14 protein-coding genes are annotated in these 14,951 nt (G+C 70.1%); 3 read left to right on the forward strand and 11 right to left on the reverse strand.

Going from position 1 to position 14,951, the window contains the following annotated elements:
* Nucleotides 1-82: 82 nt before the first annotated feature.
* From A6B37_RS03985 to imuA, 3 genes are read right to left on the reverse strand one after another with little or no spacing between them, the layout of a single operon-like run.
* Complete coding sequence (locus A6B37_RS03985; protein ID WP_111824973.1) at nt 83-3,301, reverse strand: error-prone DNA polymerase; 3,219 nt, start codon at nt 3,299-3,301, stop codon at nt 83-85.
* 8 nt (nt 3,302-3,309) lie between these two features.
* Nucleotides 3,310-4,779: a DNA polymerase Y family protein gene (locus A6B37_RS03990; RefSeq protein ID WP_111824974.1), complete on the reverse strand. Its 1,470-nt coding sequence runs from the start codon at nt 4,777-4,779 to the stop codon at nt 3,310-3,312.
* Nucleotides 4,709-5,413 (reverse strand): translesion DNA synthesis-associated protein ImuA, encoded by a 705-nt coding sequence (imuA, locus tag A6B37_RS03995; protein ID WP_102776025.1) that lies wholly within the window; start codon nt 5,411-5,413, stop codon nt 4,709-4,711. The genes A6B37_RS03990 and imuA overlap by 71 nt, the downstream gene beginning before the upstream one ends.
* A 137-nt stretch (nt 5,414-5,550) precedes the next feature.
* Between imuA and A6B37_RS04000 the strand changes: the two genes are divergently transcribed.
* Complete coding sequence (locus tag A6B37_RS04000; RefSeq protein ID WP_111824975.1) at nt 5,551-5,856, forward strand: type II toxin-antitoxin system RelE/ParE family toxin; 306 nt, start codon at nt 5,551-5,553, stop codon at nt 5,854-5,856.
* A complete protein-coding gene (locus A6B37_RS04005) occupies nt 5,853-6,155 on the forward strand; it encodes an addiction module antidote protein (RefSeq protein ID WP_102776026.1) in 303 nt (100 codons plus the stop codon). Before A6B37_RS04000 ends, A6B37_RS04005 begins: the two co-directional genes overlap by 4 nt.
* Here the strand turns inward: A6B37_RS04005 and A6B37_RS04010 are convergent.
* A complete protein-coding gene (locus tag A6B37_RS04010) occupies nt 6,152-7,687 on the reverse strand; it encodes an amino acid permease (RefSeq protein ID WP_111824976.1) in 1,536 nt (511 codons plus the stop codon). The two genes, A6B37_RS04005 and A6B37_RS04010, sit on opposite strands and share 4 nt — an antisense overlap.
* A gap of 135 nt (nt 7,688-7,822) precedes the next feature.
* On the opposite strand from A6B37_RS04010, the gene ypfH reads away from it, so the two are divergent.
* Nucleotides 7,823-8,527, forward strand: a complete 705-nt coding sequence (gene ypfH / locus A6B37_RS04015) for an esterase (protein WP_111824977.1) — start codon at nt 7,823-7,825, stop codon at nt 8,525-8,527.
* Here ypfH and A6B37_RS04020 read toward each other — a convergent pair whose 3' ends face one another.
* From A6B37_RS04020 to queE, 7 genes are all read right to left on the reverse strand, one after another.
* Nucleotides 8,528-9,949 carry an efflux transporter outer membrane subunit gene (locus A6B37_RS04020; protein ID WP_102776028.1) on the reverse strand — a complete coding sequence of 474 codons (1,422 nt, stop codon included), beginning with the start codon at nt 9,947-9,949 and terminating at the stop codon, nt 8,528-8,530. It lies immediately after the preceding gene.
* A gap of 52 nt (nt 9,950-10,001) precedes the next feature.
* Nucleotides 10,002-10,916: an HlyD family secretion protein gene (locus A6B37_RS04025; RefSeq protein ID WP_102776029.1), complete on the reverse strand. Its 915-nt coding sequence runs from the start codon at nt 10,914-10,916 to the stop codon at nt 10,002-10,004.
* Nucleotides 10,913-11,131 (reverse strand): DUF1656 domain-containing protein, encoded by a 219-nt coding sequence (locus A6B37_RS04030; protein ID WP_102776030.1) that lies wholly within the window; start codon nt 11,129-11,131, stop codon nt 10,913-10,915. Before A6B37_RS04030 ends, A6B37_RS04025 begins: the two co-directional genes overlap by 4 nt.
* Entirely contained in the window at nt 11,128-13,182 is a 2,055-nt protein-coding gene (locus A6B37_RS04035; RefSeq protein ID WP_111824978.1) for an FUSC family protein, read from the reverse strand. Before A6B37_RS04035 ends, A6B37_RS04030 begins: the two co-directional genes overlap by 4 nt.
* A complete protein-coding gene (locus A6B37_RS04040) occupies nt 13,179-13,655 on the reverse strand; it encodes a MarR family transcriptional regulator (RefSeq protein ID WP_102776032.1) in 477 nt (158 codons plus the stop codon). The genes A6B37_RS04035 and A6B37_RS04040 overlap by 4 nt, the downstream gene beginning before the upstream one ends.
* A 144-nt stretch (nt 13,656-13,799) precedes the next feature.
* Nucleotides 13,800-14,243 (reverse strand): 6-carboxytetrahydropterin synthase QueD, encoded by a 444-nt coding sequence (gene queD, locus A6B37_RS04045; RefSeq protein ID WP_111824979.1) that lies wholly within the window; start codon nt 14,241-14,243, stop codon nt 13,800-13,802.
* A gap of 28 nt (nt 14,244-14,271) precedes the next feature.
* Nucleotides 14,272-14,904 carry a 7-carboxy-7-deazaguanine synthase gene (queE, locus tag A6B37_RS04050; protein WP_111824980.1) on the reverse strand — a complete coding sequence of 211 codons (633 nt, stop codon included), beginning with the start codon at nt 14,902-14,904 and terminating at the stop codon, nt 14,272-14,274.
* Between the last annotated feature and the right edge of the window lie 47 nt (nt 14,905-14,951).

Genomic DNA, 14,951 nt, shown 5'->3' on the forward strand with positions numbered 1-14,951 from the left:
AGAACTCCTTACAACAACGCGTCGAAAAAGCCATGATAGACCAGCCGCGGCGCGCTGTGCTCAGGGCGGGCGCGAGCCCGTCCTAATGGAAGTTGCGGCTGCGCGCGGACAGTCCGCCCAACAGCTCGGACAGATCCACCAGCCGCTGCGCCACCAGGTGGCGCACGCCGTCCACGCTTTGCCAGGAACCGTATACGCCCAGCAGCGCCGACCCCAGCAGTTCGCGGCGCTGGCGTTCTATCAGTTCGGGGCGCACGATCACGTTGACCGGACCGGTCTCGTCTTCCAGGGTGACGAAGATGACGCCCTTGGAGGTTTGCGGGCGCTGGCGCACGGTGACGATGCCGCAGGCGCGCGCCACGCGCTTGTCGGGGTAGCCGTTGAGCACCGCGGCGGGCTGGAAATTGCGCGCCGCCAGCTCGGCGCGCAGCAGCGCCACGGGGTGGCTGCGCAGGGTCAGGCCCACGCTGCGGTAGTCCGCGGCCACGGCCTGGCTCTCGGTCGGGGCGGACAGCCGCGGCGCGGCGGTTTCGACGATGGCGGCGTCGCGCAGCAGGTCGCGGCTGTGCACGCTGGCGGCGGCTTCCCAGCTGGCCTGGCGGCGGTGGCCGGCCAGCGTGCGCAGGGCGTCGCCGGCGGCCAGGGCGTTGAGGTCGTGGCGCGTGAGCGCGGCGCGACGCGCCAGGTCGCCGGTGTCGGCGAACGGCGCGGCGGCGCGCGCGGCCTCGATGCGCCGCACGGCGTCCTCGCGCATGCCCTGCAGCAGGCTCAGCCCCAGCCGCACGGCGGGACGCGGCGCATCGGGGGCGGGCGCGTGCGGATGCGGCGCGCGCCGCGCGCCGGGGTGGCCCGCCGGCAGGGGCTCCAGGGCCGAGTCCCAGCCGCTGACCGTGACGTCGGCCGGCAGCACGCAGACGCCGTGGCGGCGGGCGTCCTGGACCAGCTGGGCCGGCGCGTAAAAGCCCATGGGCTGGGAATTGAGCAGGGCGGCCAGGAAGGCCTCGGGCTCGTGCCGCTTGAGCCAGGAGCTGGCGTACGCCAGCAGCGCGAAGCTGGCGGCGTGGCTTTCGGGAAACCCGTATTCGCCGAAGCCTTCGATCTGCCGGAACAGCGCTTCGGCGAATTCCAGCGTGTAGCCGTGGGCCAGCAGGCCGCCGACCAGCTTGGCGCGGTATTTGTCCACGCCGCCCTTGCGCTTCCAGGCGGCCATGGAGCGGCGCAGCTGGTCGGCGTCGCCCGGCGTGAAGCCGGCGGCGACCACGGCGATCTGCATGACCTGTTCCTGGAAGATCGGCACGCCCAGCGTGCGTTCGAGCACGCCGCGCACTTTTTCGCTGGGATAGCTGGCGCCTTCCTTGCTCTGGCGGCGGCGCAGGTAGGGGTGGACCATGCCGCCCTGGATCGGTCCGGGCCGCACGATGGCCACCTGCACCACCAGGTCGTAGTATTCGCGCGGGCGCAGGCGCGGCAGCATGCTCATCTGCGCGCGCGATTCGATCTGGAACACGCCGATGGTGTCGGCGTCGCAGATCATGTCGTAGGTGGCGGCGTCGTCCGGCGGGATGTCCTGCAGCCGCAAGGGCCGGCCGCGGCGCTGCCCGGCCAGCTCCAGCGTGCGGCGCAGCGCCGACAGCATGCCCAGCGCCAGCACGTCCACCTTGAGCAGGCCAAGCGCGTCCAGGTCGTCCTTGTCCCATTGCACGACGCTGCGGTCCGGCATGGCGGCGTTCTCGATGGGAACCAGGCGCGACAGCTTGCCGCGCGCAATCACGAAGCCGCCCGGGTGCTGCGACAAATGCCGCGGAAATCCCATCAGGGTGTGCGCCAGCGCCGCCCATTGCCGCGCCACCTGCGAATCCGGGTCCAGCCCGCAGCCGCCCAGCGTGCGCAGCATTTCCTTCTTGCTGTCCCACCACTGGTGGGCGCGCGCCACCGCGTCGATCACGCCCGGGTCCACGCCCAGCGCGCGGCCGGTGTCGCGCAGCACGCTGCGCGGCCGGTAGGAAATGACCACGGCGGTCAGCGCGGCGCGGTGCCGGCCGTACTTGTCGTAGATGTACTGGATGACTTCTTCGCGGCGCTGGTGTTCGAAGTCCACGTCGATGTCGGGCGGCTCGTTGCGCTCCTTGCTGATGAAGCGCTCGAACAGGCTGTTGCCGCGCGCGGGATCGACCTCGGTGATGCCCAGGCAGTAGCAGACCGCGGAGTTGGCCGCCGAGCCGCGGCCCTGGCACAGAATGCCCTGGCTGCGGGCGTACTGGACGATGTCGTAGACGGTCAGGAAATAGGCTTCGTAGCGCAGCTCGGCGATCAGGCTCAGTTCTTTCTCGATCTGCGCGGCCACTTCCGGCGGCACTCCGGCGGGAAAGCGGCGCACGGCCCCGGCCTGCGTTTCCTGGCGCAGGTAGGTGGCCGGCGTGTGCCCGCGCGGCACGATCTCGTCCGGATATTCGTAGCGCAGCTGCTCCAGCGAAAACGCGCAGCGGCGGGCCACCACCAGCGTCTGGGCCAGCGCCTGGGGCGGATAGAGATTGGCCAGGCGCATGCGCGTGCGCAGGTGCTGCTCGGCGTTGCCGGACAGTTCATAGCCGCACTGGGACACCGGCTGGCGGGTGCGGATGCCGGTCAGCGTGTCGTGCAGCGGCTTGCGCGAGCGCACGTGCATCTGCACCTGGCCCAGCGCCACCACGGGCAGCTGCGCGGCCTGCGCCGCCTGTTCCACCGCGGCGCGGTGCAGGTCGTCGCGGCAACGGTGGAGCAGGCTCAGCCCGACCCAGGCGCGCTGGCCGAAGGCGCGCGCCAGCCAGCGCGCCTGCTGCGTCATGCGCTCGGCGTCGAGGCCGTAGGCGGGGCTGAGGATGGCCAGGCATTCGGGCATGTGGCGCAGATGGGCGTAGCCCGCGGGCGGGTGGGTCAGGTCTTCCGGAGCCAGCCGGTATTCGCCCTTGGGGGCGCGGGTGCGCGCCAGGGTGATGAGTTCGGACAGGTTTCCATAGCCCTCGCGGGTCTGGGCCAGCAGGGTCAGGCCCAGCGGCGCGGCGTCGGGCGCGGCGCGCAACTGGAAGGTGGCGCCGATCAGCAGCGGCAGGTTGCGGGCCTTGGCCTCCCCGTGGGCGCGGACCGCGCCCGCCAGCGAGCACTCGTCGGTGATGGCCAGCGCCGCGTAGCCCAGTTCGGCGGCGCGGGTGACCAGCTCTTCCGGATGCGAGGCGCCTTGCAGGAAGGAGAAGTTGGACTGGCATTGCAGCTCGGCGTAGCCGGGCAGGCCGGCCGCAACGGCCTCGGGGAGATCGTGTTCCATCTGGACTCTCAGGCGTAGAGCCCGTGCAGGAACCAGCGGGCGTGCTCGGCGTCGCGCTCGCGGTAGATCCAGTAGCGCGCGGCGGCCTCGTCCTCGGCGACGAAGTAGTCGCGCACGGTCAGGTCCGGGTCCCACCAGCCGCTTTCGATGCGCTCGGGGCCGCGCATCAGGCGCAGCGCATGGCCGCCGTACTGCGGACGGTGGCCGGACAGCTTCAGGGGCAGCGGCGGGTCCAGCAGCCAGAACGGCCGGTCCAGCAGCTCGGGCAGCGGGGCGGGACGGGGCGCGGGGGCCAGCGCATCGCCCCAGGCGTTGGCGGCCTCGGGGCGATGGTCGGGCACGGGACAGGCGTGGCGCACCTGGCCGCGGCCCAGCCGCGCCGCCAGCAGGTCCAGCAGCCTGGCGTGGTCGGCGGCGGTGCCGCCGGGTTCGGGAAACAGCGTGGCGCTGGCGGCGGGCTGCTCCTGCGTGTCCGGCGCCAGCAGCGCGACGGCGATCACCGGCGCCTGCAGCGTGTAGCGGGCCAGTTTTTCGCGCAGCAGGCCGAGGATCTGCTGCGCCTGCCAGACCGGCTGCGCCAGGGCCAGCTCCACCTCGGCGGGCGGCCGGGCATGGCGGCCGCGCTCGTGTTCCAGGCTGAGCACCACGCGCCGCACCGCGAGCCGGCGCGCGCTCAGCCAGCCGGCCAGTTGCTCGGCCAGGCGGCGCGCCACCGCCAGCACGGCGTCGGTGTGCTCCACGTAGTCCATGAGTTCGATGCGCCGCTCGAACCGGGGCGGCGGTTCGATCCAGCGGTAGAGTTCGGGCGCCTGGCCATAGGCCGCGTCCAGCGCCTGCAGCAGTTCGGGCGCGCTGCGCCGCTGCAGGCCGGCGCGCGGCAGGGCGCGCAGGTCCGCCAGGCTGTGGCAGCCGATGTCGTCCAGCCAGTCGCGGCGGGCCTGGGCCTGCGGCAGCAGCGCCAGGGGCAGGGCGTCCAGCCGCCGGACCAGCGTGGGTAGCGTCAGCACGCGCCGGGGCGCGCGCCGGCCGGGACGGCGCGCCAGCAGCCAGGCGCCCATGGCGGTGGGGGCCATGCCCAGCGTGACGCGCAGGTCCAGCGCGCGCAGCGTGGCGGCCACCCGGCGGCTCAGGGCGCGCGGGCCGCGGAAGAACATCAGGCTGGCGCCCACGTTCAGCAGCACCGTGTCGTCGCCCGCCAGCGCGACTTCGGGCGTGTATTGCAGCAGGGCCAGCGCCGCGCCCTGCAGGGTTTCGGCCTCGGCCAGCGGATCGCGCGCCAGCAGTTCGACCTGGGGCGCGATGGCGGCGGCGCCGGCGCGGCGCATGCCGGGCCGCACGCCGGCCTGGCGGGCGGCGGGCGTCAGGGCGGCGACGCGTTCCTGGTCCAGGACCGCGAACGCCGGCCCCTCATGCGGCCAGTGCGGGCGTATGGCGTCCAGCGGCAGGCAGCGCAGGCAGGCGGCGATCCAGAGGCGCATGGCGGGAAGGAGAAGTAGAGGCGGCGCCGGGCTCCAGGCCGATATACAGCGGCGTGTCGCAGGCCGGCCCGCGGCGCTTGAGTATCTGCACCGACAGCCCGCCCGGCGCGGGCGCCAGCGCCAGCCGCAAGGGCGCGGGCGTGGCGTTGCGGGCCGCCTCGGCGGGACGCAGGGCGACGAACAGCAGGTCGCTGGCCTGGGCGGCCAGGTGCAGGCGGCGCAGGGACTCGGGCCGCACCCGGGGCAGCCAGCAGATCAGGGCCCCGCAGCTGCCGTTCTTCAGGATCTGCTCGGCGGCCCAGAGCGCATCGGCGGGTTTCTCGGGGGCCACCCACAACAGCTGGCGCGGGTCCAGCCGCCAGCTCATCCAGCTGGCGATATGCGGCGCGTGCGGCGGCTGCACCAGCGCGATGGCGCGGCGGGTTTCCAGCTGCGCCAGGGCCGGACGCAGCAGGCGGATTTCGCCGACGCCGGGATGCGGCGCCAGCAGCTCGATCAGCGAACCCAGCGGCCAGCCGCCATCCGGCAGCTCGGCCGACAGCGCCGCATGCCCGGTGGGCAGGCAGCGGGCGGCGCCCTGAGCCAGTTGGGTGGCGCGCCATAGCGCGGGATGGATGCGTTCCGGGGACTGCATGGCAACACGTAGGAAAGGTCTGAGAACCAATTATAGCTGTATGAATATACAGTATAAATGCGTATCTACCTGTGCCTGCGGGCCTGCCGTCGTGACTTCAAAAGTTTAATTCTTGTCCCTTTTGAGCGACAATAACGATGCCGATATTTCGTGAAACTGACGTTTTTGCCCAGTGGATTGGCAGGATGCGGGACGCTCATACAAAAGCGCAAATCGTGCGCAAGTTGGCTAGAGCAGTTGCCGGCAATTTTGGCGATGTCAAATCCGTAGGCGACGGAATTAGTGAGATGCGAATAGATGTCGGAGCGGGCTACCGTGTCTACTACAGTCGTCGTGGGCAGACCGTCTACATTTTGCTGTGTGGCGGCGACAAGAAATCCCAATCGCGGGATATTGCAATAGCCAAGAGCTTATGGGCCGAACTTAAACGGAGTGCAACATGACAAAGCTGCGTGATTTCGATCCGGCGAACTATCTGACCGATGACGAGACGATTGCCCACTATCTGGCAGATGCGATTCAGGATGCCGATCCGGATGCTTTTCTTCAAGCGCTGGGCGATGTGGCCCGCGCGCGCGGGATTGGCACGATAGCTGAGGAATCGGGATTGGCCCGCACCAATCTTTATCGCGTCCTAGCTCCTGGGGCCAATCCAAGCTACCGCACGCTGCGCCGTGTGATGGACACGTTGGGCGTATCCTTCACGGCGGTATCCAAAACCAGGGATACGGTACCCGCCTAACCGCGAACGTCGGCGGCAGCGGGCCGGGCGCTCGGCGCGCCGGTTTCGCGGGCCAGGTCCACGCCGTAGAAGCGCATGTCCTGGTACCGGATCCAGCGCGATCCGCGCAGCAGCCGGTGGCCCAGCCACAGGGCCAGGAACAGCGGAATCGCCAGGTAGGTAGAGATCACGCCGATCCAGTCGATGCGTTCTTCCAGAAAAGCCTGGTAGTTCTGGCCCAGCGTGACCAGCAGGCACAGTACGAAGGCCAGCAGCGGGCCGAAGGGGAACAGGCCGGCCTTGTAGGGCAGGTCGGCGGTGTCGTAGCCGTGCCTGATATAGCCCTGCCGGAAACGGTAGTGGCTGACCGCGATGCTCAGCCACACGATGAATTCCGTCATGCCCGCGAAGTTAAGCAGCCAGATATAGACCGCCTTGGGGCTGTAGACCAGGCTGAACAGGCACAGGCAGGCCAGCAGCGCGGTCGCCAGCAATGCGTACAGCGGCACGCCGCTGCGGGTCAGGCGCATGAAAAGGGCGGGGGCCTGGCCTTCGCGCGCCATGTTGAACAGCATCCGCGTGGCCGCGTACATGCCGGAATTGCCCGCCGACAGCACCGAGGTCAGGATGACGGCGTTCATCACCGTGGCCGCCGACAGCAGCCCGGCATGCTGGAATACCAGGGTGAAGGGGCTGACCGCGATGTCCTCGACCTCGTTGCGCAGCAGCTGCGGATCGGTATAGGGCAGCAGCAGGCCGATGATGAGAATGGCCAGCACGTAGAACAGCAGGATGCGCCAGAACACGTGATTGATGGCGCGCGGCACGTTGCGCCGCGGGTTCTCGGATTCGCCGGCCGCCACGGCCACCAGTTCGGTGCCCTGGAAAGAATAGGCCACCACCATGGCCACGCCGACCCAGGTGGCCGCGTTGCCCACGAAAGGCGCGTCGCCCACCGTCCAGTTTTGCAGCCCCACCGCGGGGCCGCCGTGGATGATGCCCACCAGCATCGCCAGCCCCACGCCGATGAAGCACAGCACCGCGGCCACCTTGATGATGGCGAACCAGTACTCGGCCTCGCCGAAGCTGCGCGCCGAGAACGCGTTCAGCCCGAAGGTCAGTGCCAGGAACGCCACGCTCCAGATCCATCCCGGGGTGTCGGGGAACCAGTACGCCATGACGAGCTGCGCGGCCACCACGTCCACCGCCACCACCGTGGCCCAGCTGACCCAGAAATTCCATCCCAGCGCGAAGCCGAAGCCCGGGTCCACGTAGCGCGAGGCGTAGGTGCAGAAAGAGCCCGAGACCGGCATGAAGGTCGCCAGTTCGCCCAGGCTGGTCATGATGAAATACACCATCAGCCCGATCGCCAGATAGACCAGCAGCGCGCCGCCGGGGCCGGCCTGCGCGATGGCCGCGCCGGAGGCGACGAACAGGCCGGTGCCTATGGCCCCGCCTAGCGCTATCATCGTGAGGTGGCGCGCCTTGAGCACGCGGTGCAGCTGATTCTGGCCGGCCGGCGTCGCGCCGGCTTCTGTTGTGGATGTTTGCATTGCTGGGTGGGTGATGGCCGCGCACGCGGGCCACATATCTGGGGTGTCGGACTTTCAGGGACACCGGGCCGCGCATTTTACAATGCGGCAATAGGGGGCTGCCTGAGCGGCCCCAGGCCCGTACGGAGCAGTCTCATGGCGTCTTCCAGTTCTATCGAATTCCTTCCCGATCCGGGCGTCGACGTGCGCCAGCTTTTCATCCTGCTGCATGGCGTGGGCGGCTCGCCCGACAATCTGCAGCCGCTGGCCCAGGCCGTGCGCGCGGCGTTTCCGGCGGCGGCCGTGCTGATCCCCGAGGGCTTCGAGCCCTTCGACGGCGGCGGCGCGGGCCGCCAATGGTTCTCGGTGCGCGGCGTGACCGAGGAAAACCGCCCCGAACGCGTGGCGCGGGCCCTGCCGCCCCTGGAGGCCTATGTGCGCCAGGCGCAGGCCCGTTTCGGCCTGCTGCAGTCCGACACGGCGCTGGCGGGGTTCTCGCAAGGCGCCATCATGGCGCTGGAACTGGTCCAGGCCCACGACGGCATGGCCGGCCGCGTCCTGGCCTTTTCCGGCCGCTACGCCCAGCTGCCGCGCTCCGCGCCGCAATACACCACGCTGCACCTGCTGCACGGGGCCGACGATCCGGTCATGGACGTGGCCCACATCCAGGCCGCCCAGGCGCGCCTGACCGAACTGCACGGCGATTCCACCATCGACGTGGCCACCCACGTGGGCCACGAACTGCATCCCGCCCTGATCGAGCGCGCCATCATGCGCCTGCAGACCTGCGTGCCGCTGCGCAGCTGGGAGGCGGCGCTGGGCCTGAACCAGACGCCGCCGGACGGCAGCACGGTGCACTGATTACTTCTCCCAGCCCCCGCCCAGCGCCAGGAACAGCGCGATCTGGTCGTTGCTGAGTTCGGCCTGCGAGGCCGCCAGCGCGCTTTCATTGGTGGCCAGCGTGCGTTCGGCGTCCAGCACGGTCAGGTAGTCGGTCTTGCCCAGGCGGAACAACTGGCTGGCCTGGGAGGCGGCCTCGGCGCTCTGGTCGCGCGCGGCGCGCAGGGCGCTGTCGCGGTCGAGCTGGCGGGCGTAGACCACCAGCGCGCTTTCGGTTTCGCGCAGCGCGTTGAGCACGGTGGCGTCGAAGCGCGCGGCGGCGGCCTTGGTGCCGGCCTGGGCCTGGGCGATGCGGGCCTGCGCGGCGCCGGTGTTGGGGATGGTCCAGGAGATCAGGGGGCCGACGCTCCAGCTGAAGGTGCCGCGGTCTCCGAACATGGTGGCGGGGCCGCCCGAGGCGGCCGACAGGCCCAGCGTGATCTTGGGGTAGAGGTCCGCGGTGGCCACGCCGATGCGCGCGGTTGCGGCGGCCAGCGCGCGCTCGGCCTGGCGGATGTCGGGACGGCGGCGCAGCAGTTCGGCGCCGTCTCCCACCGGTATGGTGTCGGCCAGCCGGGGAGGCTCGGCGCATTGCAGCAGGGCGGGCGTGATTTCCGCGGGCGTCTGGCCGGTCAGCGCCGCCAGGCGGTAGAGCGCGGTGCGCTGCTGGGCCTCGAACGGCGGCAGGTTGGCCCGCAGCTGCTGCAGCTGGCTGCGCGCGCGCGTCACGTCCAGCACGGTGCCGCGGCCGGCCTGCTGCAACCGCTGCACCGCGTCCAGCGATTCCTGCTGCACTTTCACCGAATGCCGGGCCGAAGCCAGCTGCATGCCGGCCGAACAGACGGTGGCGTAGGCCCGGGCGGTTTCGGCGGCCACGGTGACGCGGGTGGCGTCGTAGGCGGCCTGCGCGGCCTGGGCGTCGCCGCTGGAGGCTTCGATCGCGCGGCGGATCTGGCCGAACAGGTCCAGTTGGTAGGACACGCCGGCGCCGGCGGAGTACGACCAGCGGTTGGGCGGATCGATGCCGGGCTGCATTTCCTGCAGGCCCGAGGCGTGGCCGTAGGTGGGCGAGGCGTTGACGCCGAGGCTGGGCTGCTGCTGCGCCTGGGTTTCGCGCAGGACGGCCTGGGCGCGTTCGAGGTTGGCGCCGGCCACGCGCAGGTCGGTGTTGGCGGCCAGCGCCTTTTCCACCAGTCCGTCCAGCGTGGGGTCGTTGTACAGGCGCCACCAGCGGCCGGGCACCGCGTCCTGCCGGAACACGTCCTCCTGGGCCTGCGCGAAAGGCGCCTGCGCGCTCTGCCGCTCGGCCACCGCGTCCGCGGGCACCTGGTAGTCGGGGCCCACGGTGGTGCATCCGGCCAGCGCAAGGGCCAGCATCAGCGGCAGGAGGTTTCTGGTATTCATGGCAATCACACGGTATGGCGTCGGGTAAAGGGTAAAGAGGGTAAAGACGGGATCAGGAAGACTGCGGGGTGTGCGCAGAGGCATGCCGGGGCGGGCTGTCGACCGCCACGGTGGCGGTCTGGCCGGCCACCAGGCGCACACCTTCGGGCACGTCGTCGATCTTCACGCGCACCGGGATGCGCTGCGCCAGGCGGACCCAGTTGAAGGTCGGGTTCACGTTGGGCAGCAGGTTGGCGCCGGTGCTGCGGTCGCGGTCGGCGATGCCCTGGGCGATGCTTTCCACGTGGCCGCGGATCAGCCGCGAATCGCCCATCAGCGTCACCGTGACGGGATCGCCTTCGTGCACGCGCGGCAGCTTGGTTTCCTCGAAGTAGCCTTCGACGTAGAACGAGCCCGCGTCCACCAGCGCCATCACGCCGCGGCCGGCGGTGGCGTAGGAGCCCGCGCGCAGGTCCAGGTTGGTGACGCGGCCGTCGGTGGCCGCGACCACGCGGCTGCGTTCGAGATTCAGGCGCGCGGTGTCGAGCTGGACTTCGGCCTGCGCCAGCGCGGCCTCGGCCTGCTGCAGGCGGGTCTCGCTCTGTTCCAGCGCCTCGGCGGCCACCAGCCGGCCCAGTGCGCGGTTGCGCTTGGCGTCGCGCAGCGCCTGCGTGCGCGCCACCTGCTGCGAATGCACCGAGGCCTGGGCCTGGTCGAACGCCAGCTGGAAGCGCGCGCGGTCGATTTCGAACAGCACGTCGCCGGCCTTCACGTCCTGGTTGTCGTGCACCGGCACGCTGGTGACCAGGCCGGAGACGTCGGGCGCGACCTGCACCACGTAGGCCTTGACGCGGCCGTCGCGCGTCCAGGGTTCGACTTCATAGTGCACCCAGAGCTGCCAGCCGGCGTAGGCGGCCGCGGCGACGACGACGGCCGTCACGGCGAACCTGCCGATGGCGGAAGGGCGCAGGGCGTTGGGGAGTTTCATGCGGATCTCTGAAGAAAATACGGGGAAATGAGGGAAACGCCATACAGCAGCACCACGAACAGCGCCAGGTCGAACAGCGCGGGGTGCCATACCAGGCGGTACAGCCCGGCGCGGGCCAGCACGCGGCGCACGGCCCAGGCGATGCCCAGGGTGGCCACGCCCAGCACCAGCAGCCAGGGGAAGTAAATGCCGTAGAGATTGAATTCGCCGATCATGATGTCTGGCCCTCCAGCGTCGGATGGGGCGGTTGGTAATCGGGGGCGTCGGGGAAGAAGGCGCGGCGGATGCCCACCAGGGCCACCACGGCGCGCGCCCGCGCGCCCTCGTGCTGCGCGGTGCTGGCGACGCTGGACAGCGCGCGGTCGATCTGCGCCAGGAATTCCGGCGTTTTCTGTCCCGGCTGCCAGGCCTGGCGGGCCCGGAAGAAGCCGGCCAGGCTGGCCAGCAGCGGCGCGATGGTGGCCTCGGCCATGGGCAGGTGGCGGCGCACGCGTTGCAGTTCGGTGATGTCGCGGCCCACGCGCAGGTCCTTGAGCGCGTCGGCGGCGACCACGTCGTCCGGGCGCTTGGCCAGCGCCAGGCGCGGCTGCAGCAGGCCGATGCGGTCCAGCATGCGGGCGGCGTAGGTGTGGCGCTCGGGGGCGCGCGGCGAACTTGCCAGTATTTCCAGTTCCTTCCAGTTGGCGGCCTGGATGCGGCGCGCGCTGCGGTCGGCGCTGACCGTGCGGAAGAGGGCGGCGACGATGGCGGCGGTGGCCACGCCGATGTTCTGCGCGATCTGCGCGTCGATGAAGGACACGATGTCGGCGGTATGGGTGTCCTGCAGCGCCAGCGTGCCCACGAAGCCGAACACGAAGGCCATGGCCTTGCCGACGGTGGCGGGGCGCGAGATGTACACCCCCAGCACGAAGGCCGTGGGCAGCATCGCCAGCACCAGCATTTCGAATGAATGGATGGCGGGCATGATGCCCAGCAGGTACAGCGCCGACAGCGGAATGGAATAGATGGTGTAGGTCAGGAACTGCATGATGCCGGGCACGGGATTGTCCTGCGAGGCGAAAATGCAGCTGGCGATCGCGGCCATCAGCGCGGCCGAGCCGCCGTTGCTCCAGGCGGTGCCGATCCAGAACGCGCTGCAGATCGAAATCGCCACGCCGGCGGCCAGCGCCGACAGTAGCGCGAGCTGGCGGTCGCGGTGCAGCACGGTATTGGAGGAAACGCGCCTGGCGCGCGACGGACGCAGCGGCGCGCCCTGCAGCCCGGCGCGGATGTCGCGGCGCAGGGCCAGGCATTGGTCGTAGGTGTCGATGAGTTCGCGCAGCCGCGTCATCAGGCTGGCCAGCAGCGCGTCGCGCCAGGTGGCGCGCCCGTCGATGGCGGGCGTGAGCCTGGCCGCCTCGGCGCGCAGGCGCAGGGCGTCCTCGTGCGTGGCGAGGGCGCCGGCGTTGATCCATTCGGAGATGTCGCGCAGCAGCGCGGAAACCTCCTGCGGCAGCGCCTGGCCGTCGGCCTGCAGCGCCAGCATGCGGTCCTCCACGGCGGAAACGATGGGCGTCAGGGCCGCGACCTGGTCCTGCATGGCGCGCACCGCGCCCGCGGTCCAGCGCAGGTTGCCGGTGTCGAAGGGCACGTGGGTGGACAGCAGGCGCAGTTGCGTGATGTCGTTGGCCAGCGTGCGGCGGTCGCGGTCCTTCTGCTCGTCGGTCTGGCCGCTGAGCGTGTCGTGCATCCAGTTGCGCGCCCCGCGCACCGCCTTGTCCAGCAGCTGCAGCAGCGTGGGGGCCAGGCCTTGCGGCAGCACGATGCTGTGGACCAGCGTGGCGCTGACGATGCCCAGGCAGATTTCCTCGACCCGGGCCAGCGCCGTGTCGAACACCAGGGACGGCTCGGTCACGCTGGAAAAGCCGATCATGGCGGCGGTATAGCCGGCCAGCATGAACAGGTACGAACGCGGGGTGCGGTCCAGCACCGACAGGTACAGGCAGACGCCCACCCACACCACCATGGCCGCGACCATGACGACCGGGGAGTTCGACAGCTGCGGCACCATGTAGACGGTGACGGCCGAGCCGACGAAGGTGCCCGTCAGGCGGTACAGCGCCTTGGAGCGCACCGCGCCCGACCAGGGCTGGGCCACGATGTATGCGGTGGTCATGGCCCAGAACGGGCGCGGCAGGCCCATGCTGTACGCCACGTACAGCGCCAGCACGGCGCTCAGATACGCCTGGAGCGAGAAGATGGTTTCGCGCAGGGTAGGCAGTTTCACGGCTGCTCGTCCTGTTGCTGCGCGCCGGCGCCGCTGCGGCCCAGCGCGGCCTTGAGGCTTTCGAAGACCCGGTGGCAGGCCTCCAGGTCCGCCGCGTCTATGCCGCGGAACAGGTGGCGGCGCAATTCGACCAGCACGTCCTCGACCTGCGCGCGCAAGGCCTGGCCGGCGTCGGTCAGGTGCAGGGTGCGGGCGCGGCGGTCATGCGGGTCCTCGCGGCGTTCCATCAGGCCGGCGGCGACAAGCTGGTCCAGCACCCGCACCAGCGAGGGGCCTTCGACGCCCAGCGCCTCGGCCAGGGCGCCCTGGCGCACGCCGTCTCCCAGACGGCCGGTCAGGATGACGGGCCAGGCCGTGGCCTGGGAAAGTCCGTAGTCGGCCAGGGCCTTGTCGGCGGCGCCGCGATAGGCGCGCGACAGCACCATCAGGTTGGACGTGGTGGCCATGAGCTGGAAGTCGGTGGGCGTGTTCATGGAATAGATTGTATCCTATCTATTAGCTTACTATTAATTGAAAATGACGAAGATCTCCATTGATTGTTTCAATCGAAAAGATAAGAGCCCGGTTTTCCAGGGATGGAAAACCGGGCTCGGATGGGGCGATCGGCCGGGGCGCGCTCAGCCGTTGCAGTCGGCCCAGCAGTTGGGCGTTTCGTACAGGCGCACGCGGGTCAGGCGCAGCTCGGCGCCGTAGTGGCCGTGGTAGTGGGGCGCCAGCGTGGCGAAGACGATGGCGGCCAGGTTTTCGGCCGTGGGGATGCGGTCCAGCACCACCGTCTTGTGGCCGGGCAGCGTGTCCAGGAAGGCGCGCACGGCGGCGTCGCCCTCGTAGACCAGGAACGCGTGGTCCCAGACGTCGACGATGTGGGTCTTGGCGATCTGCTTGATCTCGGAGAAGTCCATCAACATGCCGTTGTCGGACTCGCCCGGGGCCTGCACCACGTCGCCGCTGAGGGTGATCTCCAGCACGTAGCGGTGGCCGTGCAGGTTGCGGCACTGGCTGCGATGGTCGGGAATGCGGTGGCCGGCGTCGAACTCCAGCCTGCGGGTCACGGAAATCATGGCGCGCTCCGCAGGGGACGGGGGTAAATCATGGAATGCCTATGTATTTGTGGGTCTGCAGGCTGAGCCGCCATTGCGGATGCTGCATACAGTACTGGACGGCTTGCCGGGTGTTGGCCGCGCGTGCGGGGCCGTCCATGGGTTGCAGGAAGAAGTGGTCGAAGTCCAGGTGGGCGAAGGCCTCGGGCAGGGCGTTGGCCTGCGGATAGACCAGCTTGAGCTCGTCGCCGCGCTCCAGCACCACCGGGGCGGTGCCCTTGGGGCTGACGCAGATCCAGTCGATGCCGGCCGGCGGCTTGATGGTGCCGTTGGTTTCGATGGCCACGGTGAAGCTGCGCGCGTGCACGGCCGTGAGCAGCGCGGCGTCCAGTTGCAGCAGCGGTTCGCCGCCGGTGAAGACCACGTAGCGGTCTTCGGCGCCCGGACCCCAGCAGGCCGCGATGGTGTCGGCCAGCAGTTCGGCGGTGGCGAACTTGCCGCCGCCTTCGCCGTCGGTGCCGACGAAGTCGGTGTCGCAGAAGGTGCAGGCGGCGCTGGCGCGGTCGCTTTCGCGGCCGCTCCAGAGGTTGCAGCCGGCGAACCGGCAGAAGACCGCCGCGCGGCCGGCATGGGCGCCTTCGCCCTGCAGCGTCTTGAAGATTTCTTTGGCGGAATAAGTCATGGATGGTGTCGGCGGCCGGACGCCGGAAAAGCAGGCAAAGCGCGTTA

Source organism: Achromobacter sp. HZ01, assembly GCF_003267925.1.
Lineage (GTDB): Bacteria > Pseudomonadota > Gammaproteobacteria > Burkholderiales > Burkholderiaceae_B > Achromobacter > Achromobacter pulmonis_A.